This is a genomic window from Streptomyces luteolus (genome assembly GCF_029968015.1).
Taxonomy (GTDB): Bacteria; Actinomycetota; Actinomycetes; order Streptomycetales; family Streptomycetaceae; genus Streptomyces; species Streptomyces luteolus.
On record NZ_JASCIS010000052.1, the window covers coordinates 28,945 to 54,922 of the forward strand.

The window sequence follows — 25,978 nt, forward strand, 5'->3', positions numbered from 1 at the left end:
GGCCGCCCGTGGGTGGATCCTGGAAGGAGCAGCTCAGCAGCGACGCCGGGTGCTCGGTGCACCCGGCAGCGGGAGATGACTCCGATGCGCACGGGCAGTGAACCGGTGACTGCGCGCAGTCCGCTCCGGATGCGGTTCTGGCTCAGTCTGTGGGGCCTGATCTGGGCGTCGGCCGGCACCGTCGCGTTCGCCCTGGCGGGCCGCCCCGGCTGGGCGGCGGCCTGCGGCGTCCTGTGGGTGATCGTCACGGTCGACCTGGTGATGGTCCTGCGCCACATCCACCAGGGCCCCCACTACCAGCCGGGCCGGGACGTCCCTCCGTACGAGCCGGACCACGGCAACCGGCGTCCTCGTACCGGCTGAGGGCTATCCGTCGCTATCCGCCTATCCATCTATCCATCTATCCGTGCTATCCGTCGAAGCGTGCCGCCGCGAGGTACTCCGGCTGCGGGTCGAGCGCCGCGGCGAGGCGGAAGTGGCGGCGGGCCTGGCCCGGCCGGTTGGCGCGTTCGTACGTGCGCGCCAGGGCGAAGTGCGCGAAGGCGTTGTCCGGCTCGCGTTCCAGGACGATGGAGAACTCCAGCTCGGCGGCGCGGAGTTGAGCGGAGGCGAAGAACGCGCGGGCGCGCAGCAGCCGGGCCGCGGTGTTCTCGGGGTGCGCGGCGATGACCTCGTCGAGCAGCTTCACCGCGCCCCGCGGATCGCGCGCGGCGAGGAGCTGCTCGGCCGCGCGGAAGTCGATGACATGCGTCTCGGGGTTGCGCCCCGCGCCGGAGCCACCGCCGCCGGGTCCGCTGCTGTTACGACCGATGCTTTCGGGCACGGCTGAGTCCTTCCCTTCGCTCTCGGTATCAACGCGCCCCGTGCGAAGGCTATTCCGCCCCGCGCGCCCGCCCGCCGCTGCTCACCAGGCCCGTACGACCAGCACCACACCCAGCACCGCGAGCGCCGTCCCGGCCGTCATGAACGCCTGGTCGACGCGGACGCGGTCCCGGCTCAACAGCACGATCTCGCGCGGGTCGTCGGCGTCGTACGCGATCCGCAGTGCGCTGCCGTCCCGCAGCGGCCTGCGGCGCGTGCGCCGTACCGGGGAGGCGATCTCCACGACCTTGCCGTCGGCCGTCTCGAACTGCACCCGCGGCCGGTCCGCACCCGCCTGCGGCGGCTTGACCAGCGCGTCCACCGACTGGACCGACTCCTCCATGCGCCGGGTCCGGTGCAGTCCGTAACCACCGGCGAGGGCCGCGACGAGACCGCCGAGGACGGTCAGCACCGCCAGGACGAGCATGGGCGGGGCCGTCAGGCGTCGCTCGCGGCGGCGCGGCGCGCGAGGTCCTCCCATACGGTGCGGACCTGGGGTTCCAGCGCCTCGATCGGGCCGTCGTTGTCGATCACGATGTCGGCGGTCTCCAGGCGCTTCTCCCGGGTGGACTGGGCCGCCATCCGCGCGCGGGCGTCCTCCTCGGTCATGCCGCGCAGCCGTACGAGCCGGTCGAGCTGCGTCTCCGGGGACGCGTCGACGACGACCACCAGGTCGTACAGCGGTGCCAGGCCGTTCTCGGTGAGCAGCGGCACATCGTGTACGACGACGGAGTCGGCGTCGGCCGCGGCTTCCAACTCGGCGGAGCGGGCGCCCACCAGGGGGTGGACGATGCCGTTGAGGACGGCGAGGCGGTCCGGGTCGGCGAAGACGACGGCACCGAGCCGGGGCCGGTCGAGGCTGCCGTCGGCGGCGAGCACCTCGGGCCCGAAGGCCTCGACGACCGCCCGCAGCCCCGGAGTTCCCCGTTCCACAACCTCGCGCGCGATCCGGTCGGCGTCGATCAGCACCGCGCCGTACGAGGCGAGGAGCCGGGACACCTCGCTCTTGCCCGCGCCGATTCCGCCGGTCAAACCCACTTTCAGCATGCCCAGCAGCTTAGGGCCTCGCTTCACTCTCCGCTGCGCGTCCCCTCGGGATCTTCACGTCGACCGGCCTGATCCGAAGACGGGCCTGGTCCACAGGGGGCGGCGCCTAGCCCTCGCCCTCCCGCTCCGCGAGGAACCGCTCGAACTCTCGGCCGATCTCGTCCGCGGAGGGGATCTCCACCGGTTCGGCGAGCATGTTGCCGCGCGTCTCCGCGCCCGCCGCCGCGTCGTACTGGTGCTCAAGTCCCTGGACCATGGCGACGAGTTCCTCGTCCCCCTCCTGGATCTGGCGGTCGATCTCGTTCTGCGTGCGGTGCGCCTCGGTGCGCAGGGCGTGCGCGGCCGCGGGCAGCACCAGGCCGGTGGCCGAGGTGACCGACTCCAGGGCGGTGAGGGCCGCGTCCGGGTAGGCGGAGCGGGCGATGTAGTGCGGGACATGCGCCGCGACACCCAGGACGTCGTGACCGGCTCCCATCAGGCGGTACTCGATCAGGGCCTCCGCGCTGCCGGGCACCTGCGCCTCATCGAAGGGCGAGGTGTGTCCGGGCACGAGGTCGCTGCGGTTGCCGTGCGGAGTCAGGCCTACGGGCCTGGTGTGCGGCACACCCATGGGGATGCCGTGGAAGTTCACCGACAGGCGGACGCCGAGGCGCTCGACGATCTGCTTGACGGCGGCCGCGAACCGCTCCCACTCGACGTCCGGTTCGGGTCCGGAGAGCAGCAGGAAGGGCGCGCCGGTGGCGTCCTGGAGGAGGCGCACTTCGAGTGCCGGGACCTCGTAGTCGCTCCAGCGGTCGCGCTCGAAGGTGAGCAGGGGGCGGCGCGCGCGGTAGTCGATCAGCCGGTCGTGGTCGAAGCGGGCGACGACCTGGCCGGGGAGCGTGTCGACGAGCTTCTCGACGATCTGGTCACCGGTGTCACCGGCGTCGATGTATCCGTCGAAGTGGTAGAGCATGACAAGCCCGGCCGACTCCTGCGCCAGCGCCATGTCGACGACCGCCAGGCCCTTCGGCTCCCACGTGTACAAACCCTCGGGATCAACCACAGTGACCGCTCCTCCTCGTGTTCGTACTGCACAACACGTCACGCGGCACGAGCATTCCCACCCGCGCTCGTGAACACCTGGAGCGGCAAGCCGAGTTAAGCGGCACCTCCTGGTCCAGACCTTGACGCGGACATGCCTCGTCCCTACCTTCCGGGAGCAGCCCCTCGTTCACAAACGGGCCCCACATTCATATAGGAGAACCCCCACATGCGTACGCGTACTCTCCTCACCACTCTGGCCGCCCTGACCGCCGCCGCAGCTGGCCCCTCGGCGGCCGCCGCGGCTCCGGACGCGGTCATCGACGTGTCCACCTCGGCCGAATTGAAGTCGGCCCTGTCCTCGGCCCGCGCCGGCGACACCATCCGCCTCGCCGACGGCACGTACAGCGGCAACTTCAAGACCACGACGGCGGCCCGCTCCGACGCCCGCATCACGCTCACCGGCTCCCCGAAGGCGGTTCTGACGGCGGGCGGCGGCTATGGCCTGCACCTCGACGGGGCCGCGTACTGGACCGTGCGGGGCATCACCGTCACGGGCGGCCAGAAGGGCATCATGATCGACGCGGCCCGCGGGGTGACCGTCGACTCCGTCACGGTGCACGGTCTGGACATGGAGGGCGTCCACTTCCGCAAGTCGTCGAGCGACGGCGTCATCAAGGACTCCCGCATCTACGACACCGGCAACGACGGCCGCGGCATGGGCGAGGGCGTCTACGTGGGCAGCGCGAACACCCTGGACGACAAGAGCGACCGTGTGCGGATCACCGGCAACACCATCGGCCCGGACGTCGGCGGCGAGAGCGTCGACATCAAGGAGGGCACCACGGGCGCCCGGATCATCGGCAACACCTTCGACGGCAGGGGCCTGACGGGCGCGAACTACGACGACTCATGGGTCGACGTGAAGGGCAACGACGTCCTGGTGGAGAACAACCGGGGCGAGAACACCACGAACAACGGCTACGAGACACACAGTCAGAGGCCCGGCTGGGGCTGCGGCACGGTCTTCCGCGACAACGCCTCGGACCTGACGGGCGCGACGGGCGGCAAGCAGCTGGCGATCAACGTGGCCAACCACAGCGGCGACTGCCCGACGACGGTCCACGCGAGCAACACGGTCACGGGCGGCAAGGGCCTGACGAACATCCCCGTCACACCTTGAAGGCTGGGGGTGCCGCGACAGGGGCGCGGGGAACTGCGCGAGCAACCACGACGAGAGCCGCACCCGCGAAACAAGAGGCCGCCCCACGGCGAATGGACGAAACAACAAGTGGGCCCGCACCAGAAGGTGCGGGCCCACTTGTTCAACTACCTGCTAGCGCAGAGCGATTCAGCTCTGACCACCGGCCAGCTTCTCGCGAAGCGCGGCCAGCGCCTCGTCCGAAGCCAGGGCGCCGGAGTTGTCGTCCGACTCCGAGGAGTACGAACCGCCGCCGCCACCGCCAGCCGCAGCCGGAGCCGCACCGCTGGGCGCAGCCGCACCCTCGGCCTCGGCCTGGGCGTCGGCCTCGCGGGACTTGATGACCTGAGCCTGGTGCTGCTCGAAGCGCTGCTGCGCCTCGGCGTACTGGGTCTCCCAGGCCTCGCGCTGGGTCTCGTAGCCCTCGAGCCAGTCGTTGGTCTCGGGGTCGAAGCCCTCGGGGTAGATGTAGTTGCCCTGGTCGTCGTACGACGCGGCCATGCCGTACAGGGTCGGGTCGAACTCGACGGCCGACGGGTCGGCGCCGAAGGCCTCGTTGGCCTGCTTCAGCGAGAGGCTGATGCGGCGACGCTCGAGGTCGATGTCGATGACCTTGACGAAGATCTCGTCGTTGACCTGGACGACCTGCTCCGGGATCTCCACGTGGCGCTCGGCCAGCTCGGAGATGTGCACCAGACCCTCGATGCCCTCGTCCACGCGGACGAACGCACCGAACGGAACCAGCTTCGTGACCTTGCCGGGCACGACCTGGCCGATCTGGTGGGTGCGGGCGAACTGCTGCCACGGGTCTTCCTGCGTCGCCTTGAGCGACAGGGAGACACGCTCGCGGTCCATGTCCACGTCGAGAACCTCGACGGTGACTTCCTGGCCGACCTCGACAACCTCGGAGGGGTGGTCGATGTGCTTCCAGGAGAGCTCGGAGACGTGGACCAGACCGTCGACGCCACCCAGGTCCACGAAGGCACCGAAGTTGACGATCGAGGAGACGACGCCGGAGCGGACCTGACCCTTCTGGAGGGTGGTGAGGAACGTCTGGCGGACCTCGGACTGGGTCTGCTCGAGCCAGGCACGGCGGGACAGGACCACGTTGTTGCGGTTCTTGTCCAGCTCGATGATCTTCGCCTCGAGCTCCTTGCCCACGTAGGGCTGGAGGTCGCGGACGCGGCGCATCTCGACCAGGGAGGCCGGAAGGAAGCCACGGAGGCCGATGTCGAGGATGAGACCACCCTTGACGACCTCGATGACGGTACCGGTGACGATGCCGTCCTCTTCCTTGATCTTCTCGATGGTGCCCCAGGCACGCTCGTACTGGGCGCGCTTCTTCGAGAGGATCAGGCGGCCTTCCTTGTCCTCCTTCTGGAGGACCAGGGCCTCGATCTCGTCACCGACGGCGACGACCTCGTTGGGGTCGACGTCGTGCTTGATCGAGAGCTCGCGGCTCGGGATGACACCTTCGGTCTTGTAACCGATGTCGAGCAGGACCTCGTCCCGGTCGACCTTCACGATGACGCCGTCGACGATGTCGCCGTCGTTGAAGTACTTGATCGTCTCGTCGATCGCGGCGAGGAAGGCTTCCTCGTTACCGATGTCGTTGACCGCAACCTGCGGGGTGGTGGCGGTGGTCTCGGTGCTGCTCGTCATGTGGGAAAGGGCTCCGGTACGGACATTGAAGTCGTAGGTACTGCTACGCCGAGAGCCCATTTCGCCCTGCAGAAGCCAGACAGTTCAGGAGGCGCGGTTTCCCCATGAAGACTTCCCAAGGGAAAAACGGAATCGCCTCGACAACCGAGGGGACATACAACAGATGCGAGCGCACCCTGCTCTGTCTGAGGAGCGCAGGCCGCCAGCGCAACTTGTAGCATACGGGGGCTGCCGGGCAGGGTCAATGCGCGAAGGCGGGCACCCGGGGCGGATCGCCGCATTCCCGGCACAAGAACTGTCGCACGAGGCCAACAGTGCCCCGCAATACCCCGCAGCGACAGCTTTCGAGGACAAGACGGAACAGTACGACGAGGGAGCCGACCATCCAAGAGCACGAGCTGCCCGAGCCGGAAGCGACCCGACGTGACTCGGGCGTCACCGAGAGCAGCCGCGCGAACCGCGGCTGGTGGGACCGGAACGCGGACGAGTACCAGGTCGAGCACGGCACCTTCCTCGGCGACGACCGCTTCGTCTGGTGCCCCGAGGGGCTCGACGAGGTCGAGGCCGAGCTGCTCGGCCCGGCCGAGGACCTGAAGGGCCGGGACGTACTGGAGATCGGCGCCGGCGCCGCACAGTGCTCGCGCTGGCTGGCCGCCCAGGGAGCGCGCCCGGTCGCCCTCGACCTCTCCTACCGCCAGCTCCAGCACGCGCTGCGGATCGACGAGCTGAACTCGGCGGCGCCCTTCCCCCTGGTACAGGCGGACGCGGGTGCGCTGCCCTTCGCCGACGCCTCCTTCGACCTGGCCTGCTCCGCGTACGGGGCGCTGCCGTTCGTCGCCGACCCGGTGCTCGTGCTGCGTGAGGTGCGCAGGGTGCTGCGGCCGGGCGGGCGGTTCGTGTTCTCCGTGACGCACCCGCTGCGCTGGGCCTTCCCGGACGAGCCGGGCCCCGAGGGCCTGTCCGTGTCCGCCTCCTACTTCGACCGCACTCCTTATGTGGAGCAGGACGAGCAGGGCCGCGCCGTCTATGTGGAGCACCACCGGACCGTCGGCGACCGGGTGCGGGACGTGGTCGCGGGCGGCTTCCGGCTCGTGGACCTGGTCGAGCCGGAGTGGCCGGAGTGGAACACCCAGGAGTGGGGCGGCTGGTCCCCGCTGCGCGGCGGGCTGATCCCGGGTACCGCGATCTTCGTGTGCGAACGGGACGAGCGCGGCTGATCCCGTACGGACGCGGGGCCTGTCAGTGCCGTCCGGGAGACTGGTGGGCGTGATCCGTAGCGACGTCCTGGAGCAGTTGCCCGTACGGCAGGCCGTGCCCGAGTTGCGTGCCGCCCTGGAGGAGCGGGGCGCGGCGGTGCTGTGCGCGCCGCCCGGCACGGGCAAGACGACGCTGGTGCCGCTGGAGCTGGCGGGCCTCCTCGGGGGTTCGGCGCGGCGGCGCGTGGTGGTGGCCGAGCCGCGGCGGATCGCGGCGCGGGCCGCGGCGCGGCGGATGGCGTGGCTGCTCGGCGAGAAGGTCGGCGAGAGCGTGGGGTTCACGGTGCGCGGGGAGCGCGTCGTCGGGCGGCACACGCGCGTGGAGGTCGTCACGACCGGTGTGCTGCTGCAACGCCTGCAGCGCGACCAGGAGTTGGCCGGGGTCGACGTGGTCGTCCTCGACGAGTGTCACGAGCGGCATCTGGACGCGGACACGGTGGCGGCGTTCCTCCTCGACGTACGGGCCGCGCTGCGGCCGGAGCTGGAGCTGGTGGCGGCCTCGGCGACGACCGACGCGGAAGGGTGGGCGCGGCTGCTCGGCGGTGCGCCGGTGGTCGAGGCGCAGGGTGTCGCGTACCCGGTGGACGTGGTGTGGGCGCCGCCCACGCGTCCGGTGCGGCCTCCTCATGGCATGCGGGTGGATCCGGCGCTGCTCTCCCATGTCGCGGCGGTGGTGCGTCGGGCGCTCGCGGAGCGGGACGGGGATGTGCTGTGCTTCCTGCCCGGTGTCGGTGAGATCGCGCGCGTGGCAGGGCAGTTGGGGGATCTGGGCGGCGCCGAGGTGCTGCAGGTGCACGGGCGGGCTCCGGCCGCGGTGCAGGACGCGGTGCTGTCGCCGGGTGCGGGGCGGCGGGTGGTCCTGGCCACGTCGGTCGCGGAGTCGTCGCTGACGGTGCCGGGGGTGCGGGTGGTCGTGGACTCGGGGCTCGCGCGGGAGCCCCGTACCGATCACGCGCGGGGGCTGAGCGCGCTGACGACGGTGCGGGCCTCGCAGGCGGCCGGGCGGCAGCGCGCCGGGCGGGCCGGGCGGGAGGCGCCGGGTGCGGTGTACCGCTGCTGGGCGGAGGCGGAGCAGGGGCGGCTGCCACGGTTCCCGGCGCCGGAGATCAAGGTGGCGGACCTCGCGGCGTTCGCACTGCAGGCCGCGTGCTGGGGCGCCCCGGACGCGTCGGGCCTCGCGCTGCTCGACGCACCTCCGGCCGGCGCGATGGCGGCGGCGCGGGAGGTGCTGACCGCGCTCGGCGCGCTGGCCGCGGACACCGGTCGGGTGACCGAACGGGGCGCGCGCATGGCCCGGTTGGGGCTGCATCCCCGCCTTGCGCGGGCGCTGCTCGACGGGGCTCATGAGGTGGGTGCGCGGGCCGCGGCCGAGGCGGTGGCGCTGTTGAGCGAGGAGCCGCCGCGCGAGTACGGCGACGACCTGGCGGCGGCCCTGCGGTCGGCGCGGCGCGGCGGTGACGCTTACGGGGCGCGCTGGCGGCAGGAGGTCCGCAGGCTCACGGCGGCCGTCGGGGAGCGGCGCGGGCGCGGGGCCGGCCTTGGCGACGACCGGGTGTGCGGGCTTGTCGCGTCGCTCGCGTTCCCGGAGCGGGTCGCACGCGCGCGTGGCGACGGCACGTTCCTGATGGCGTCGGGCACGGCCGCCGCGACGGGCCCCGGATCGCCGCTGCACGCCGCGCCCTGGCTGGCCGTCGCCGTGGCGGACCGCCCGGTGGGCTCGCCGCACGCGCGCGTGCGCCTCGGTGCGGTGGTCGACGAGGAGACGGTCCTACGGGCTGCCGCGCCGCTGCGGTCCGACGGCGAGGAGGTCGCCTGGGTGGACGGTGACGTGGTCGCGCGTAGTGTGCGCCGCCTGGGTGCCGTGGAGCTGGCGGTGCGCCCGCTCCGGGACGCCGACCCCGCCCTGGTCCGGGAGGCGCTCCTGACCGGCCTGCGCGAGGAGGGTACGGCGCTGCTCAAGTGGTCCGCCGACGCAAGGGAGTTGCGGTGCCGCCTCGCGTTCCTGCACCGGCGTCTGGGGGCGCCGTGGCCGGACGTATCGGAAAACGCCCTGCACGCGCGCGTGGCGGAGTGGTTGGAGCCGGAGCTGTCCAAGGCGCGCAGGCGCGCGGACCTGGGCCGGATCGACGCGGGCCAGTGCCTGAACCGACTGCTGCCGTGGGCGGGCGGTCAGGCCGCGCGCCTGGACGAGCTGGCGCCGGAGCGGCTCGCGGTACCGAGCGGTTCGCGGATCCGGGTCGACTACTCCGATCCCGAACAGCCCGTCCTTGCCGTCAAGTTGCAGGAGATGTTCGGCCTCGCGCGGACGCCGGAGGTCGCGGGGGTGCCCGTGCTGGTGCATCTGCTCTCCCCCGCCGGCCGGCCCGCGGCGGTGACCGCGGACCTCGCGTCGTTCTGGCGGGACGGCTATCGGGGCGTACGGGCGGAGCTGCGCGGCCGCTATCCGAAGCACCCGTGGCCGGAGGACCCGGCGTCGGCGGAGCCGACCCGCCATACGAACGCGCGGCTCAGGCGGTGAGCCTTACGCGGCCGGGCCTCAGGCGTTGACCGGTTCCGGTTCCGGGGCGGACTCGGGTTCGGGTTCGCCGGGCCTGCGGCCGCGGGCCTCCAGGACGAGGGCCAGGGTCAGCAGGGCGGCGCCGAGGCCGAGGAAGCCCCAGGGCAGGTAGCTGGTGAGCAGCAGGACCAGGGTGCGCTGGGATTTGACCAGGTCGACGGTGTAGTCGATGTAGTCCTCGCGGATCTTGGCGTGCCCGGCGAAGGCGGTGACCTTGTCGCGGCCGCTGCCTTCGAGGAGCGTGCCGCCGCGCATCTCCTCCTTGTGGATCTCCTCGCCGTACACGGGTGCTCCGGTGGTCGGTTCGACCCAGAACTTGCGGACCGTCGTGTACCAGAATTTCGTGCCGGTCTTGCGTACGGAGTCCGGCGTGATGCCCTTCACGGGCAGGGTGTTGGGGACCTCGACCTCGGTCCAGGGGACGGTCTGCTCGAAGTAGTAGACCTCGACGCCGCGGAAGTCCCGGGTGCCCTTGTAGTGGATGGGCGCGGTGGTGTCGGAGCGTGCGTCGTAGTACTCGTAGTCCCGTTTCTCCGTCAGGAAGGGCCACTTGAACTCGATGCCCTGGCGTTTGACGGGGCGGTCGTCGACCATCTCGCCCTTGGCGTGCACGGGTTCCTGGCTGTGGGCGTCGAAGATGTAGCGCTCAGGGATCTGGGAGACCATCTTGCCGTCGGGGCCGACGACATGGACGAGGGCGTCCCAGACGACGACGTCCTTCCCGACCCGCTTCTCGATCTTCTCCGACTCCTCGACGTTGCCCTTGAGGGTCTGCACGATGGTGAGTTTGTCGACCTTCTTGGGCTGCATGGTGCCGTAGTCGATGAGCGTCGCGGGCTTCACCTCCAGGACCATCTCCTGGTACTGGCTGGGCGGGATCTTCGCCAGACGCGGGAAGGCGTAGAACCGCATCAGGGGAGACAGGGCCGTGAAGAACACGGCGAACGCGAGCAGTACGAGGCCGGCCTTGCGGCGCATCGCGGCCCTCCCTACGGGTGGTCGGGGACGGTGGTGAGCAGCGGCTTCGGCGAGGTCTCGCCGGGTGGCGCGCCGATCGCCGTGATGGTGAGGACCAGCGCGATCGCGGCGACGAGGCCGATGCCGGCGGAGATCAGGGCACGCATGCTCGGCCTCCCGTGGTGGTGGCCAGGCCGGCCGGAACCGCCGACCTGATACGGCGTCAGGGCGGGGGCACCGTAGCAACGCGACCGCGAGATGAGAACACGTTGCACGCGCGGTCCCCCGGGGTTCCTGGGGCGCTGCCGCGGATACGGGTCCGCCCCCGGGCCCGTAGCGGGCGCGGGGGCGGAGGAGTTCCGGGGGTTGGGCTGTGCGGCTCGGTGATCTCCAGGGGTCGGGCTGTGCGGCTCGGCGGTCTCCAGGGGTGGGGCTGTGCGGCTCGGTGGTCTGCGGCGGCCCGTTGTCCGGGTCAGGAGACCTTCAGCTCGACGGTGACGCTGCCGCCGCCGACCGTCTCGATCCTCAGCAGGTACGTGCCCTTGGCGTCGCCCGCGTAGATCTTCGGGAGCTTCAAGGTGCCGTCGGTGTCGGTCTTGAGATCCTTGAGCGTACGGAGCGCCTTGCCGTCGGCGTCCTTGAAGTACGGGCCCTTGTCGTTGGCGGTCGGGTCGTCCGCCGACTTGATCATGGTCGCGGTGGCCTCGACGCCGGCCGCGGCCGCGCCCTTGTAGGTGGCCTTCACCTCGACGGGGTCGGCGTACTCGGCGCCCGCCTCGCAGGTCAGTTCCTTGTCGCCGACGCGCGTCAGCTCGTCGGCCTGGCGGGCGGTGACCTCGGCGGTGTGGTCGACGGCGTCGAGGGTGCGGCCGACGACCTTGGCGCGGACCTTGAACTCGCCGGTCTTCTCGCCCGCACGGAGCTCGGGCGCGACGGCCTTGCCGCGGCTGTCCGTGGTGACGGTCGCGGAGGCGGCGCCGCCCGCGAAGCGGCTGTCGGTGTCGCCGACGATCTCGAACCGCACCTTCACCTCGGCGACGCCCGCGCCGTTCGCGCCGTGCGCCCGTACGGCGGGCTTCACCGCGAAGGTCTGGCCCGCGGTCGCGGTGAGCTCGCCGGTGCCCGCGTCCGCGAGCTTCGCGACGCGGTCCTCGGGGGCGGGTGTGGGTGTGGGGGTGGGCGTGGGGTTGGGGCTCTCGCCGCCACCGCCGCCACCGCCGCTGCCTCCGGGACCGCCGCCGCCCGGGTGGGAGCCGCCTGGCTCCGTGGGGTCCGTGCCGGGCTCGGAGGGGTCGCCGCCGGGGGTCTCTCCGCCAGAGCCGCCGGTGGACGAGCCGGGGTCGGGGGTCTCGCCGGGGTTCTTGCCGGGGTTCTTGCCGGGGTTCTCGCCAGGGTTCTTGTCGTCTGCGCGGCCCGTCCCCGTGTGGCCCTTGCCGCCGTCGCCCGAACCGCCCTTTCCGGAGCCGGACTTGGCGTCGTCGTTGCTGCGGCCCACGGGCAGGACACCGGTGCCGTCGGGGATCTCGTGCGTGCCCTTGCGGTAGTACTCCAGCCACGACAGGACCGTACGCAGATAGTGCTGCGAGCGGTTGTAGCTGAGGATCGCCTGGTGCAGCCCCGACGTGGTGGACAGGTCGCGGTCGCCCGCGCAGAGGTAGCGGCCTGCGGCGAGGGCCGCGTCGTAGATGTTGTTGGGGTCCTTCCTTCCGTCGCCGTTGCCGTCCTGCGCCCAAGTCGCCCAGGTGGAGGGGATGAACTGCATGGGGCCCACGGCGCGGTCGTACGTGGTGTCGCCGTCGTACGAACCGCCGTCGGTGTCGCGGATGTTCGCGAAGCCGACGCCGTTGAGCGGCGGTCCGAGGATCGCTTCGAGGGTGGTGCCGTTGCTGTCGACGCGGCCGCCGCTCGCCTGCCCCGACTCCACCTTGCCTATCGCGGCGAGGAGTTGCCACGGCAGTCGGCAGCCGGGTTTGCTCGCGCGCAGTTCCGCCTCGGCCTTCTTGTAGGCGTCGAGGACGGTGGCGGGTATGCCGGCATCGGCCTCGCCGGTGCGCTCCTGCTCGTCGCCGTCACCCGGCGGGATCGGGCTTTCCAGGCGCGGAAGGTCCGTGTAGTACGGGGAGTTGCCGGTCGCGGAGTCGTCCGCGGGCGCGGTGGACTCGGTGGTCCTGCGGCCCTGCGGGGTGTCGGTGATGCCCGGAGCCTGCGACGCGGAGAGCGCCGCCACCGCCGCCGCGGCCAGCGCCGCGCTCACCGCTGTCTTGCGCAACCGTCGGCCGTGCAGCGCTGCCATACGTCAGATCCCCTCCGGTGGTGACCGCGCGCTCTCCCCAGCGCGCTGACCCAAGCGACCCTACGGCAACTTTCCGCGCACAGACACCCGTTCCCGACCGCTTTTCACCGGTTGGCCACAGGCTGCCCGGTCCTCCGGAGGTCACTGTCGGCGCTCGCTGCCGGAGCCTGCGGTGCGGGTGCGTACGGCGCGCTGCCCGGCGCGGGTCTCGGCGCGTGTCAGGCGCCGCCCCAGCTCCTGCGCCCGCCGCAGCACCGTCTCGACGAGCAGGACGCGGCTGGGACCGGCGGCTGCCTGCCGATGCCCACCGCCTTCGAGCGCGCACCACAGCACGCTCTCGTCCTCGGGTACGGGGATCGGCCGGGGGTCCGGTGGCCCGTACGACGACGCCGCCCGTACGTCCGGGGACGTACGGGCGGCGCGTACTGGTGCGGCTGCGGTGCGGCAGGTCGCGGCGCGACGTGCGCGCCGGTCCTCGGCGCGTGCCGCGACCGCGGATATCGGCACGAGCAGTGCGGGGACCATGGCGGCGAGTACGACCGCGCGGCGCTGGTGGCTGACCATGCCCGCCACGTTGCCGCCTGCCGAGACCCACGGCACGGGCACAGCGGCCATACGGGTGTGTGAGCTGCGGGGGAGGGTGGTTGTGGGGGTGGGGGAGGGTGGTTGGGGTGGGGTACGGGGCATGTTCCCCGGCTCACCGGCCAGGCCGCGCCCGTACCCCCGTCGCACCCCGCCCCGTCTCAGTGCGCCGCCGACTCCCAGTCCGTGCCCAGGCCGACCGATACGTCGAGCGGGGCCCGGAGGCTGACCGCGCCGGCCATCTCGCGGCGGACCAGCTCCTCGACCCGCTTCCGCTCCCCGGCCGCGATCTCCAGGACGATTTCGTCGTGCACCTGGAGCAGCATCCGGGAGGACAACTCGGCCTTCTCCAGGGCCTGTCCGACCCGCAGCATCGCGATCTTCACGATGTCCGCGGCGGTGCCCTGGATCGGTGCGTTGAGCGCCATGCGCTCGGCGGCCTCGCGGCGCTGGCGGTTGTCGCTGCTGAGGTCCGGGAGGTAGCGGCGACGGCCGAGGATCGTCGCCGTGTACCCCGTCGCGCGGGCCTCCTCGACGACGCGGTGCAGATAGTCGCGTACGCCGCCGAAGCGCTCGAAATAGGTGTCCATCAGGGCACGGGCCTCGGACGCCTCGATGTTCAGCTGCTGGGACAGGCCGAACGCGGAGAGGCCGTACGCCAGGCCGTACGACATGGCCTTGATCTTTCGGCGCATCTCGGCGTCGACCTGGTCCCCGGCGACGCCGAAGACCTGCGAGGCGACCGTGGTGTGCAGGTCCTCACCGGACGTGAACGCCTCGATGAGGCCTTCGTCCTCGGAGAGGTGGGCCATGACGCGGAGCTCGATCTGGCTGTAGTCCGCGGTCATCAGGGACTCGAAGCCCTCGCCGACGACGAAGCCGCGGCGGATGGCGCGGCCCTCGTCGGTACGCACCGGGACGTTCTGCAGGTTCGGGTCCGTGGAGGACAGACGGCCGGTGGCGGCGACGATCTGGCTGAACGAGGTGTGGATGCGGCCGTCCGCGGCGATCGTCTTGATCAGGCCATCGACGGTCACGCGGAGCTTGGCCTGCTCACGGTGGCGGAGCATGATCACCGGGAGTTCGTTGTCCGTCTGGGCGGCGAGCCAGGCCAGGGCGTCGGCGTCCGTGGTGTACCCGGTCTTGGTCTTCTTCGTCTTCGGCAGGCCGAGCTCGCCGAAGAGGACCTCCTGGAGCTGCTTGGGCGAGCCGAGGTTGAACTCGTGGCCCGCGGCGTCGTGCGCCTCCTTCACGGCCTGCTGCACGGCGCCCGCGAACTGCTGCTCCATGGCCTCCAGATGGGCGCGGTCGGCGGCGATGCCGGAGCGCTCCATCTTGGCGAGGAGCGCGGAGACAGGCAGCTCCATGTCGGTGAGCAGCTCGGCGGCGCCGACCTCCTTGAGGCGCTCGCCGAAGGCGGTGCCGAGGTCGAGGACGGTACGGGCCTGGTGCATCAGGGCGTCGGCCTCGGCGGTGTCGTCCGCTCCGAACGCCAGCTGGCCGTCGGCCTCGGCGGCCGGGGCGAGTTCCCGGCCCAGGTACTCCAGGGAGAGGGCGTCCAGGGCGAAGGAGCGGCGGCCGGGCTTGACCAGGTAGGCGGCGAGGGCGCTGTCCATGGTGATGCCCTCGATGGTCAAGCCGTGCTCGGCGAAGACCCGCAGGGCGTTCTTCGCGTCGTGCACGACCTTCGGCTTCTTCGGGTCGGCGAGCCACTGCGCGAACGCGTTCTCGTCGGCCTCGTCGAGCTGGGACGGGTCGAACCAGGCGGCCGCTCCCCCGGCGGCGGCGAGGGCGACCTCGGCGACGGCTCCGGCGCCCAGCTTCCAGGAGGCGACGGTCGCCATGCCGAGGACGGCCTTGCCGTGCTCGGCGAGCCAGGGGGCGACCTCGCCGGAGCCGAGGACGGTGCCGTCGATCTCCACGCCGTCGGCCGCGGGCGTCTGCTCAGTGTCCTCGGCGCCCGGGTCGACCGCGAGGAGGCGTTCGCGCAGCGAGGGGTTGCGGATCTCCAGGGTGTCGAGGACGACGGCGACGGCCTTGCGGTCGTACGCCGCGCGCTCCAAGTCTGCGACGGTCCTGGGCAGTTCGACGTCCCGGACCATCTCGGTGAGGCGGCGGTTGAGCTTCACTGCCTCCAGGTGGTCGCGGAAGTTCTGGCCGGCCTTGCCCTTGACCTCGTCGGCGCGCTCCACGAGCTCGGCGAACGAGCCGAACTGGTTGATCCACTTCGCGGCGGTCTTCTCGCCGACGCCGGGGATGCCGGGCAGGTTGTCCGACGGGTCGCCGCGCAGGGCCGCGAAGTCCGGGTACTGGGAGGGACTCAGGCCGTACTTCTCCTGGACCTTCTCCGGGGTGTACCGCGTCAGCTCGGAGACACCCTTCGTGGGGTACAGGACCGTGATGTGGTCGGAGACGAGCTGGAAGCAGTCGCGGTCACCGGTGACAACGAGGACTTCGAATCCCGCGGCCTCGGCCTGGGTGGCGAGGGTGGCGATGACGTCGTCCGCCTCGAAGCCGTCGACCGCGAACCGCTCGGCGTGCATCGCGTCGAGCAGCTCGCCGATCAGCTCGACCTGGCCCTTGAACTCGTCGGGGGTCTTGGAGCGGTTCGCCTTGTACTCCGCGAACTCCTGGGAGCGCCAGGTCTTGCGGGAGACGTCGAAGGCGACTGCGAAGTGCGTTGGCTCCTCGTCGCGCAGCGTGTTCGCCAGCATCGACGCGAATCCGTAGATCGCGTTGGTGGGCTGGCCCGTCGCCGTCGTGAAGTTCTCCGCGGGCAGCGCGAAGAACGCCCGGTAGGCGAGCGAGTGCCCGTCCATGAGCATCAGGCGCGGGCGCTTGCCGCCTGCGGACGGGTCGGCGGCCTTGGCGGCCTTCGTCTGGGCGGGGGTCTTCTTCGATGCTGTCTCTGCCACGCCCCCGATCCTGCCACGCCCCACTGACAATCCGGTCCGCGTCCGCTCTCCGGCCTCCTCCCGCCCTCGCCGCGAGCCGCCGTCGCCGCGCCGGCGCCGGTCTGGCCGGGCCGCTCGCCCTGTCCTGTCCCGTACGCCGGTACTGCCCAGGTCCTACGCAGGGTCGAGCGTCCGTCGTGCGTACCTCATGCGTCCGTCGCGCGTCCGTCGCGCGTCCGTCGTGCGTCCGTCGTGCGTCCGTCGTGCGTCCGTCGTGCGTCCCTCGGCCGAGTTATCCACAGGCTGCCTGAGCCGGTCGCGGGCGTGCGAGGATCGAGACGTACGCAGACAGTGACTGTTCGAAGGAGACCGGTCATGGCAGGCAAGCCCCCCGCCGGCGATCCCGTCCAGGACGCACCGCAGGTCGAAGGCCCCAAGCACGCCGCCGCCGGGCTCCCCGCCATCGGGCACACCCTGCGCATGGCCCAGGAGCAGATGGGTGTGCGCCGCACGGCGCTGACGCTGCTGCGCGTGAACCAGAAGGACGGCTTCGACTGCCCCGGCTGCGCCTGGCCAGAGCCGGAGCACCGGCACAAGGCCGAGTTCTGCGAGAACGGCGCGAAGGCAGTCGCGGAGGAGGCCACGCTGCGCCGGGTCACGCCGGAGTTCTTCGCCGCGCACCCGGTGGCGGACCTGGCCCGCCGCAGTGGGTACTGGCTGGGCCAGCAGGGCCGCCTCACCCGCCCCATGTATCTGGCGGAGGGCGCCGAGCGGTACGAACCCGTCACATGGGAGCAGGCCTTCGACATCGTCGCCGACGAGCTGGACGCGCTCGGCTCACCGGACGAGGCGCTCTTCTACACGTCGGGCCGCACCAGCAACGAGGCCGCGTTCCTGTACCAACTGTTCGCCCGCGAGTTCGGCACGAACAACCTGCCGGACTGCTCCAACATGTGCCACGAGTCGTCGGGCTCGGCTCTGACGGAGACCATCGGCATCGGCAAGGGCAGCGTTCTCCTGGAGGATCTCTATAAGGCGGATCTGATCATCGTGGCCGGGCAGAACCCGGGCACGAACCATCCGCGCATGCTGTCCGCCCTGGAGAAGGCGAAGGCGAACGGCGCACGGATCATCACGGTCAACCCGCTGCCCGAGGCCGGGATGGAGCGGTTCAAGAACCCGCAGACCCCGCAGGGGATGCTGAAGGGAACAGCCCTTACGGACCTGTTCCTGCAGATCCGTCTCGGCGGCGACCAGGCCCTGTTCCGCCTCCTCAACAAGCTGATCCTCGCCGCGTCCGACAGCGGGTCCGCCGCGGGGTCCGGCGCCGTGGACGAGGAGTTCGTCCGCGAACACACCCATGGGTACGAGGAGTTCGCCGCCGCCGCGCGTGCGGCGGACTGGGACGAGATGCTTGCCGCGACAGGCCTGGAGCGGTCCCGTATCGAGGAGGCACTCGCCATGGTGCTCGCCTCGAAGCGGACGGTGGTGTGCTGGGCGATGGGCCTGACGCAGCACAAGCACGCGGTACCCACGATCCGCGAGGTCGTGAACTTCTTGCTGCTGCGCGGCAACATCGGCCGCCCGGGCGCGGGGGTGTGCCCGGTGCGCGGGCACTCCAACGTGCAGGGCGACCGCACGATGGGCATCTTCGAGCGGCCCGCGCCCGCGTTCCTGGACGCCCTGGAGCGGGAGTTCGGCTTCGCCCCGCCGCGCGAGCACGGCCTGGACGTGGTGCGGGCGATCCGCGCGCTGCGCGACGGCGAGGCGAAGGTCTTCTTCGCCATGGGCGGCAACTTCGTGTCGGCGTCGCCCGACACCGAGGTCACGGAGGCGGCGATGCGCCGCGCCCGCCTGACGGTGCATGTGTCGACGAAGCTGAACCGCTCCCACGCGGTCACCGGCGCGCGTGCCCTGATCCTGCCGACGCTCGGCCGCACCGAGCGCGATCTGCAGGGCGGTGGTGAGCAGTTCGTGACCGTGGAGGACTCGATGGGCATGGTGCACGCCTCGCGCGGCCGCCTGGAGCCCGCGAGCCCGCACCTGCTGTCCGAGCCGGCGATCGTGAGCCGGCTAGCCCGCCGCGTCCTGGGCGAGAAGAGCACCACGCCGTGGGAGGAGTTCGAGAAGGACTACGCCACGATCCGCGACCGCATCGCGCGCGTGGTGCCCGGATTCGAGGACTTCAACGCGCGTGTGGCACGGCCCGGCGGCTTCGCCCTGCCGCACGCCCCGCGCGACGAGCGCCGTTTCCCGACGGCCACCGGCAAGGCCAACTTCACGGCGGCACCGGTCGAGTACCCCGAACTGCCCGATGGGCGGCTGCTGTTGCAGACGCTGCGCTCCCACGACCAGTACAACACCACGATCTACGGCCTCGACGACCGCTACAGAGGCATCAAGAACGGCCGCCGCGTCGTCCTGGTCAACCCGGCCGACGCCCGCGAGCTCGGCGGCCTCGCGGACGGGGCGTACGTCGACCTGGTCAGCGAGTGGCGGGACGGTGCGGAGCGGCGCGCGCCGGGCTTCCGGGTCGTGCACTATCCGACGGCCCGCGGCTGCGCGGCGGCGTACTACCCGGAGACGAACGTCCTGGTGCCGCTCGACGCGACCGCGGACACCAGCAACACCCCGGCCAGCAAGTCCGTCGTCGTCCGCCTGGAGGCCCGCCCGTAAGGGAGTGCGCCCTCCCCGCCCGGCTCCCGGAGGGGGGTGGGGCCTCCCCTCCCGGCTCCCGTGAGGGCGGTGGTCCCGCTCCGGCCGTGGGCGGGCGGTGGTCCGTCCTGGTGGTCTGGAACAATCGGCCCTCGTCTAAGCGTTTGCTCAGGCGGCGGGTACGGTGCACCGCACGGCCGTACCGCCGCCACAAGGACGACGAACTGGAGTCGAGGCCCATGGGCGAGAAGCACAACGTCAAGTTCCCGCAGGAGATCGTCGCCGAGTACGCCGCACTCGGTGTCGACCTGCCCGCCCTGTTCTCCGCCGGACACCTCGGCACCCGCATGGGCATCGAGATCGTCGAGGCCGCGCCCGACCGGGTCGTCGGCACCATGCCCGTCGAGGGCAACACCCAGCCGTACGGGCTGCTGCACGGCGGTGCGTCCGCGGTGCTCGCCGAGACCCTCGGCTCGGTCGGCTCCATGCTGCACGGCGGCGTCTCCAAGATCGCCGTGGGCGTCGACCTCAATTGCACGCACCACCGCGGCGCCCGCTCCGGCCTCGTCACCGGTGTCGCCACGCCTGTGCACCGCGGCCGCTCCACCGCCACGTACGAGATCGTCATCAGCGACGAGCAGGACAAGCGGGTCTGCACCGCGCGCCTGACCTGTCTGCTCCGGGACACCGTGCCCGACAACGGCCAGGCGGGCAAGGAGAGTTGACCCTTCAGCGGTCGGCCTCGGCGCAGGGGGGCGACAGTCGGTCTCGGCATGCGATCCCGGCCACCCCGGGTCACCACGGGCGGGGCACGTCACGCAAGTGGCGTGCCCCGCCCGTCTGTCGTGCCACCGCGTCGGGCTGCCCGGCCCCACCCCGGACCGATCCATTCCGCGGTAACCGTGAGTAATTTCGACGGGCCCTCTCGACACAATCCGTTCACACAAAGCGGATCATCGAAATCCCCTATTCACACTGCAGGATTCACATCGAGCGGCACTTCAAGATCACTTGAGACCCCTGAGCGGAACTGCAAATTCTCACCATGCGAACGACGGTGACAGCACCAAAAACCCGGTTTGGACCTCACTTCACCGCCGACGATTCACCCCGCATAACAAGAACGTCACATCCTGCTCCGCACCGCTCCCACACTCCTTCACCTGCGCTTAGAGTCACCGCCAGTCACCGCGCCGCCGGGCGCGAACTGAATTGCACGGCCCTGTACCACACCAGTACGGCCCGGCGATCACACGGCACCTCACCACTGAGGAAGCCGCGCCAGGGAAAGGACCAATCGTGCGAAACCGTTCCTTGCTCATACTCACCACCGTGCTGACCACCGGGGCACTCACACTCACCGCCTGCGGATCGCGCGACGAAGGAAAAGGCGGCGGCGACGGAGACAAAACCACCGTCGTCATCGGCGTGGACGCGCCCCTGACCGGTGACCTTTCCGCACTCGGCCTCGGCATCAAGAACTCCGCCGACCTCGCCGTGAAGACCGCCAACAAGGAAGGCACCGTCGAAGGCGTCGAGTTCAAACTCCAAGCCACCGACGACCAGGCACAGCCTTCCGTTGGCCAGCAGAACGCACAGAAGTTCATCAGCAACAAAGAAGTACTCGGCGTCGTCGGACCACTGAACTCCAACGTCTCCCAGTCGATGCAGAAGCCCTTCAACGACGCGGGCCTCGTCCAGGTCTCCCCCGCCAACACAGGCACCGAACTCACCCAGGGCGACGGCTGGAAGACCGGCGACCTCAAGCGCCCCTTCAAGACCTTCTTCCGCACCGCCACGACCGACCAGGTCCAGGGCGACTTCGCCGCCAAGTACCTCTACAACAAGGCGAAGATCAAAAAGGTCTATCTCATCGACGACCAGAAGACCTACGGCGCCGGACTCGCCGCGTCCTTCAAGGACACCTTCACCAAGCTCGGCGGAAAGATCGTCGCCTCCGACCACATCAACCCCGAGGACCGCGACTTCCGCGCCGTCGTCACCAAGGTGAAGAACTCCGGCGCCGAAGCCGTCTACTACGGCGGCGAATACCCGGCAGCAGGCCCCCTCAGCCAACAGCTCAAGGGCAGCGGCGCCAAGATCCCGCTCATGGGCGGCGACGGCATCTACAGCGCCGACTTCATCAAGCTCAACAAGAAGGCCGAAGGCGACCTCGCCACATCCGTCGGCAAACCCGTAGAAATGCTCGACTCCGCCAAGACCTTCATCAAGAACTACGAAGCGGCCGGATACAAGGACGCCTACGAGGCCTACGGCGGCGGCACCTACGACGCCACCTGGTCCATCATCGAAGCCGTCAGGATCGCCGTCGAAGAAAACAACGGAAAGCTCCCCGAGGACGCCCGAGCCAAGGTCCTCGAAGCCATGAGCAAGGTCAAGTTCGAAGGCGTCACCGGAACCGTCTCGTTCGACGAGTACGGCGACACCACCAACACCATGATGACCGCCTACCGGGTCGAAGGTAAGGAGTGGAAGCCGGAGTTCAGCGGCGCTTACAAGCCCGAATAAGAACCCGGCCCTCCCGGCCGCCAAAACGGCACAGCACCAGACCGCGCGGGAGCGCTACGAGCGCTCCCGCGCGGCGCCTTATCCGAACCACTCCACGGAGGCCTTGCGGTGAACGAACTGCCGCAGCAGCTGGCCAATGGACTCATCCTCGGCGCGATGTACGGACTCATCGCGATCGGCTACACGATGGTCTACGGCATCGTCCAGCTCATCAACTTCGCCCACGGCGAGATATTCATGATCGGGGGCTTCGGCGCCCTCACCGTCCACCTCATACTCCCCGACGGCTTCTCCCTCGCCGCCGCCATACCCCTCATGATCATCGGCGGCATGATCTGCTCCGTAGCCGTCGGCACCGCCGCCGAACGCTTCGCCTACCGCCCCCTGCGCGGCGCCCCACGACTCGCCCCCCTGATCACCGCCATCGGCCTCTCCATCTTTCTCCAACAAGCCGTCTGGAAGTGGTACCCGGACGCCAAGAAAGACCTCTCCTTCCCCCAGTTCGACAGCGAACCGGTCAACATACTCGGCGCCAACATCCAAATAGGCAGCCTCTTCGTCCTCCTCGCCGCACCCCTCTGCATGCTCACCCTCGGCCTCTTCGTCAGCAAAACCCGATCCGGCCGCGGCATGCAGGCCACCGCCCAAGACCCAGACACCGCCAAACTCATGGGCATCAACACCGACCGCATCATCGTCATGGCCTTCGCCATTGGCGCCGCATTCGCCGCCATCGCAGCCGTCGGATACGGACTCCACAACGGCCAGGTCGGATTCAAAATGGGCTTCATCCTCGGCCTCAAAGCCTTCACCGCAGCCGTACTCGGCGGCATCGGAAACATCTACGGAGCCATGCTCGGCGGCCTCGTACTCGGCGTCGCCGAATCCCTCGCCACCGGCTACATCGGCGAGATCCCCGGAATGGAACTCTTCGGCGGCGGAGCCTGGAAGGATGTCTGGGCCTTCACCCTCCTCATCCTCGTACTGCTCCTGAGGCCACAAGGCCTGCTCGGCGAACGCGTCGCGGATCGGGCGTGATACCCATGACCACCAACACCACCAAAACCCCCGCACAGCAGCCCACTTCGCTGCTCCCCCTGCCCACCAAGGCAGCCCGCACCGGCGTACTCACCGGAGCCGCACTCGCCCTCGCCGGCACCTTCCTCGCCTGGACCTGGACCGAAGAATTCCCAGGCAACCTCACCGTCACCGGCTACCCCGGCGGCCTCCAGGTCATCACCCTCGTCGGCGCCGCACTTACCATCCTCTTCACCCTCTCCGGCATAGGAATCCGCGGCCTCACCTGGCTCACCCCCGGCGGAAAAACCAGCCCCGTCACCCTCACCGCACTCGCCGTCCTCGGCACCACCACCTACGCCCTCGCCGCCATCTCCGTACAACTCGGCGGCGTCATCAACCTCGAACCCGGTGCCTGGATATCCGAGATCGGCGCACTCATCGCCGTCATCGCCGCACTCGGCCTCCCCAGCGACCTGCCCCCAGACGACGAAACCACCGGCACCTGGAACCGCTTCAAGCACGCACTCAAAGCACCACCCGCACCACCCGCCAAAGAACTGGCGAACTGGGTCGAAATCCTCATCATCACCGCCGCATTCGGCACCGGCCTCTACGTCTTCGCCTACGGCATCGACGCCTACTCCGAACTCTTCGTCGGATTCCTCATCACCGTCGCACTCGCCGCCCCCGCCGTGTTCCGCGCCGGCCTCATCGCCCGCCTCAACCGGCTCACCGCGAAACACCGCACCATCACCCTCACCGCCGCACTAATCGCCGCGGCCTGCTTCCCCTTCACACAGACCGACGAGTCCTACGCCCTCATCGGCGCCAACATCCTGATCTTCGCCACCGTCGCCCTCGGCCTCAACGTCGTCGTCGGCCTCGCCGGACTCCTCGACCTCGGATACGTCGCCTTCCTCGGCGTCGGCGCCTACACCGCCGCCCTCGTCTCCGGATCGCCGCAATCCACCTTCGGCGTCCAATTCCCCTTCTGGGCCGCCGTACTCGTCGGCGCAGCCGCCTCACTCATCTTCGGCGTCCTCATCGGAGCCCCCACCCTCCGACTCCGCGGCGACTACCTCGCCATCGTCACCCTCGGCTTCGGCGAAATCTTCCGCATCACCATGAACAACCTCAACGGAAGCGCCGGACCCGACATCACCAACGGCTCCCAAGGCATCCCCAACATCCCCGACCTCGAACTCTTCGGATTCAACTTCGGCGCACCCCACGACATCGCCGGATTCACCCTCGGCCGATCCGGCAACTACTACCTCCTGATGCTGCTCTTCACCGCAGTCGTCGTCATGGTCTTCCGACGCTCCGGAGAATCCCGCATCGGCCGCGCCTGGGTCGCCGTACGCGAAGACGAAACCGCGGCAACCGCCATGGGAATCAACGGATTCCGCGTCAAACTCATCGCCTTCGCCCTCGGCGCCACCCTCGCCGGATTCGCCGGAACCGTCCAGGCACACGTCTCGTACAGCATCACCCCCGAGCAGTACCTGTTCGCCAACACCGTGCCCCCGAACTCCGCCTTCCTCCTGGCCGCAGTCATCCTCGGCGGCATGGGCACCATCAGCGGCCCCCTCATCGGCGCCGCACTCCTCTACCTCATCCCCGCCAAACTCCAATTCCTCGAAGACTTCCAGCTGATCCTCTTCGGACTCGCCCTCATCCTCCTCATGCGATTCCGACCCGAAGGACTCGTCGCCAACAAACGCGCCCAGCTCGAATTCCACGAGACCGACCAACTCGACGTACCAGAACAAAGACTCCCCGGCACCAATGTCGGCACCGCCAAGGCGGGGGCGTGACCACCATGACGACAACCACCACCGTCCTCGAAGCCACCGACGTCACCATGCGATTCGGCGGCCTCACCGCTGTACGCTCCGTCGGCCTCACCGTCAACAGCGGCGAAATCGTCGGCCTCATCGGCCCCAACGGCGCAGGCAAAACCACCTTCTTCAACTGCCTCACCGGCCTCTACGTCCCCACCGAAGGCACCGTCGCCTACAAAGGCACCGTCCTCCCCCCGAAACCCCACCTCGTCACCAGCGCCGGCATAGCCCGCACCTTCCAGAACATCCGGCTCTTCGCCAACATGACCGTCCTGGAAAACGTCCTCGTCGGCCGCCACACCCGCACCAAAGAAGGCCTCTGGTCGGCACTCCTCCGCGGCCCCGGATTCAAGAAAGCCGAAGCCGCATCCCACGAACGAGCCATGGAACTCCTCGAGTTCATCGGCCTCGCCCACAAAGCCGACCACCTCGCCCGCAACCTCCCGTACGGCGAACAACGCAAACTCGAGATCGCCCGCGCCCTCGCCAGCGAACCCGGACTCCTCCTCCTCGACGAACCCACCGCGGGAATGAACCCCCAAGAAACCCGCGCCACCGAAGAGCTGGTCTTCGCCATCCGCGACCAGGGCATCGCGATCCTCGTCATCGAGCACGACATGCGGTTCATCTTCAACCTCTGCGACCGCGTCGCCGTCCTCGTCCAAGGCGAAAAGCTCGTCGAGGGCACCTCAGACGTCGTCCAGGCCGACGAACGCGTCATCGCCGCCTACCTCGGAACGCCCTTCGAAGGCGCACCCGGCGACGAAGAAGTAGCCGAAGTCGAAGCAGCCGAAGCCGCCCAGACCCCCTCCACCAAAGCAGCACCCGGCACCGACACCCGCACGGAGGACGACCAGTGACCGCACTACTGGAAGTCGAAGACCTCAGGGTCGCCTACGGCAAGATCGAAGCCGTCAAAGGCATCTCCTTCAACGTCGAAGCCGGACAGGTCGTCACCCTCATCGGCACCAACGGCGCCGGTAAAACCACCACACTCCGCACCCTGTCGGGCCTGCTGAAGCCGCTCTCCGGGAAAATCACCTTCGACGGAAAACCACTGGCCGGCGTCCCCGCCCACAAAATCGTCGCCATGGGCCTCGCCCACTCCCCCGAAGGCCGGCACATCTTCCCCCGCCTCACCATCACCGACAACCTCCGCCTCGGCGCCTACCTCCGCGACGACAAAGAGGGCATCGAAAAGGACATCCAGCGGGCGTACGACCTCTTCCCCATCCTCGGCGAACGCAGAAAACAAGCCGCGGGAACACTCTCCGGCGGCGAACAACAAATGCTCGCCATGGGCCGCGCCCTGATGTCCCGACCCAAACTGCTCATGCTCGACGAACCCTCCATGGGCCTCTCCCCGATCATGATGCAGAAGATCATGGAGACCATCAGCGAGCTGAAATCCCAGGGCACCACCATCCTGCTCGTCGAACAGAACGCGCAGGCCGCCCTCTCCCTCGCCGACCACGGCCACGTCATGGAAATCGGCAAGGTCGTCCTCTCCGGCACGGGGCAGGACCTCCTGCACGACGAATCCGTACGGAAGGCGTATCTCGGCGAGGACTGAGCAGTACTCGTACCTGTACGGCGG

The 25,978-nt window shown here is 69.8% G+C and carries 21 protein-coding genes; 11 read left to right on the forward strand and 10 right to left on the reverse strand.

Translation table 11 applies throughout. The features are described 5' to 3' along the window. Positions 1 to 75: 75 nt before the first annotated feature. Entirely contained in the window at positions 76 to 363 is a 288-nt protein-coding gene (locus tag QIT00_RS33105; RefSeq protein WP_282539167.1) for a DUF6343 family protein, read from the forward strand. A 46-nt stretch (positions 364 to 409) separates the two neighbouring features. Here the strand turns inward: QIT00_RS33105 and QIT00_RS33110 are convergent, their stop codons facing one another. The 4 genes from QIT00_RS33110 to QIT00_RS33125 all read right to left on the reverse strand — a co-directional run bounded on the left by QIT00_RS33110 (position 410) and on the right by QIT00_RS33125 (position 2,953). Next, entirely contained in the window at positions 410 to 811 is a 402-nt protein-coding gene (locus QIT00_RS33110; RefSeq protein ID WP_282539186.1) for a tetratricopeptide repeat protein, read from the reverse strand. A 93-nt stretch (positions 812 to 904) separates the two neighbouring features. Further along, positions 905 to 1,342 carry a DUF3592 domain-containing protein gene (locus QIT00_RS33115; RefSeq protein WP_282539168.1) on the reverse strand — a complete coding sequence of 146 codons (438 nt, stop codon included), beginning with the start codon at positions 1,340 to 1,342 and terminating at the stop codon, positions 905 to 907. Continuing rightward, positions 1,300 to 1,908, reverse strand: coding sequence for a dephospho-CoA kinase (gene coaE / locus QIT00_RS33120; RefSeq protein WP_282539169.1), 609 nt, complete (start codon positions 1,906 to 1,908; stop codon positions 1,300 to 1,302). The genes QIT00_RS33115 and coaE overlap by 43 nt, the downstream gene beginning before the upstream one ends. 106 nt (positions 1,909 to 2,014) lie before the next feature. Then, a complete protein-coding gene (locus QIT00_RS33125) occupies positions 2,015 to 2,953 on the reverse strand; it encodes a PAC2 family protein (protein ID WP_282539170.1) in 939 nt (312 codons plus the stop codon). A gap of 207 nt (positions 2,954 to 3,160) precedes the next feature. Here QIT00_RS33125 and QIT00_RS33130 point away from each other — a divergent pair, with 207 nt between their 5' ends. Beyond that, positions 3,161 to 4,114, forward strand: coding sequence for a right-handed parallel beta-helix repeat-containing protein (locus tag QIT00_RS33130; protein ID WP_282539171.1), 954 nt, complete (start codon positions 3,161 to 3,163; stop codon positions 4,112 to 4,114). A gap of 168 nt (positions 4,115 to 4,282) precedes the next feature. Here the strand turns inward: QIT00_RS33130 and rpsA are convergent, their stop codons facing one another. Next, on the reverse strand, positions 4,283 to 5,794 hold the full coding sequence (rpsA, locus tag QIT00_RS33135; protein WP_282539172.1) for a 30S ribosomal protein S1: 1,512 nt from the start codon (positions 5,792 to 5,794) through the stop codon (positions 4,283 to 4,285). A gap of 314 nt (positions 5,795 to 6,108) precedes the next feature. Here rpsA and QIT00_RS33140 point away from each other — a divergent pair, with 314 nt between their 5' ends. Together QIT00_RS33140 and hrpB are read left to right on the forward strand one after the other, a co-directional pair. Beyond that, a complete protein-coding gene (locus tag QIT00_RS33140) occupies positions 6,109 to 7,011 on the forward strand; it encodes a class I SAM-dependent methyltransferase (protein WP_408909899.1) in 903 nt (300 codons plus the stop codon). A gap of 49 nt (positions 7,012 to 7,060) precedes the next feature. Further along, a complete protein-coding gene (gene hrpB / locus QIT00_RS33145; RefSeq protein WP_282539173.1) occupies positions 7,061 to 9,568 on the forward strand; it encodes an ATP-dependent helicase HrpB in 2,508 nt (835 codons plus the stop codon). An 18-nt stretch (positions 9,569 to 9,586) separates the two neighbouring features. Here the strand turns inward: hrpB and QIT00_RS33150 are convergent, their stop codons facing one another. From QIT00_RS33150 to polA, 5 genes are all read right to left on the reverse strand, one after another. After that, entirely contained in the window at positions 9,587 to 10,585 is a 999-nt protein-coding gene (locus QIT00_RS33150) for a DUF3068 domain-containing protein (protein ID WP_282539174.1), read from the reverse strand. Positions 10,586 to 10,596: 11 nt separating this feature from the next. Beyond that, positions 10,597 to 10,731 carry an SPW_0924 family protein gene (locus QIT00_RS33155; protein ID WP_282539175.1) on the reverse strand — a complete coding sequence of 45 codons (135 nt, stop codon included), beginning with the start codon at positions 10,729 to 10,731 and terminating at the stop codon, positions 10,597 to 10,599. Positions 10,732 to 11,036: 305 nt separating this feature from the next. Beyond that, positions 11,037 to 12,857, reverse strand: a complete 1,821-nt coding sequence (locus QIT00_RS33160) for a lytic transglycosylase domain-containing protein (RefSeq protein ID WP_282539176.1) — start codon at positions 12,855 to 12,857, stop codon at positions 11,037 to 11,039. 141 nt (positions 12,858 to 12,998) lie between these two features. After that, positions 12,999 to 13,472 (reverse strand): hypothetical protein, encoded by a 474-nt coding sequence (locus tag QIT00_RS33165; RefSeq protein ID WP_282539177.1) that lies wholly within the window; start codon positions 13,470 to 13,472, stop codon positions 12,999 to 13,001. A gap of 128 nt (positions 13,473 to 13,600) precedes the next feature. Beyond that, positions 13,601 to 16,354: a DNA polymerase I gene (polA, locus tag QIT00_RS33170; RefSeq protein ID WP_408909900.1), complete on the reverse strand. Its 2,754-nt coding sequence runs from the start codon at positions 16,352 to 16,354 to the stop codon at positions 13,601 to 13,603. Positions 16,355 to 16,708: 354 nt separating this feature from the next. Here polA and QIT00_RS33175 point away from each other — a divergent pair, with 354 nt between their 5' ends. From QIT00_RS33175 to QIT00_RS33205, 7 genes are all read left to right on the forward strand, one after another. Then, positions 16,709 to 19,009, forward strand: a complete 2,301-nt coding sequence (locus QIT00_RS33175; protein WP_282539178.1) for an FdhF/YdeP family oxidoreductase — start codon at positions 16,709 to 16,711, stop codon at positions 19,007 to 19,009. A gap of 218 nt (positions 19,010 to 19,227) precedes the next feature. Then, entirely contained in the window at positions 19,228 to 19,713 is a 486-nt protein-coding gene (locus QIT00_RS33180; protein ID WP_282539179.1) for a PaaI family thioesterase, read from the forward strand. A 589-nt stretch (positions 19,714 to 20,302) separates the two neighbouring features. Continuing rightward, positions 20,303 to 21,517, forward strand: coding sequence for a branched-chain amino acid ABC transporter substrate-binding protein (locus tag QIT00_RS33185; protein ID WP_282539189.1), 1,215 nt, complete (start codon positions 20,303 to 20,305; stop codon positions 21,515 to 21,517). A 108-nt stretch (positions 21,518 to 21,625) separates the two neighbouring features. Next, positions 21,626 to 22,555 carry a branched-chain amino acid ABC transporter permease gene (locus QIT00_RS33190; protein WP_282539180.1) on the forward strand — a complete coding sequence of 310 codons (930 nt, stop codon included), beginning with the start codon at positions 21,626 to 21,628 and terminating at the stop codon, positions 22,553 to 22,555. A gap of 5 nt (positions 22,556 to 22,560) precedes the next feature. Beyond that, positions 22,561 to 24,354, forward strand: a complete 1,794-nt coding sequence (locus tag QIT00_RS33195) for a branched-chain amino acid ABC transporter permease (RefSeq protein ID WP_282539181.1) — start codon at positions 22,561 to 22,563, stop codon at positions 24,352 to 24,354. 5 nt (positions 24,355 to 24,359) lie between these two features. Continuing rightward, entirely contained in the window at positions 24,360 to 25,241 is an 882-nt protein-coding gene (locus QIT00_RS33200; protein ID WP_282539190.1) for an ABC transporter ATP-binding protein, read from the forward strand. Beyond that, on the forward strand, positions 25,238 to 25,954 hold the full coding sequence (locus QIT00_RS33205; RefSeq protein ID WP_282539182.1) for an ABC transporter ATP-binding protein: 717 nt from the start codon (positions 25,238 to 25,240) through the stop codon (positions 25,952 to 25,954). The genes QIT00_RS33200 and QIT00_RS33205 overlap by 4 nt, the downstream gene beginning before the upstream one ends. The last annotated feature ends 24 nt before the right edge of the window (positions 25,955 to 25,978 follow it).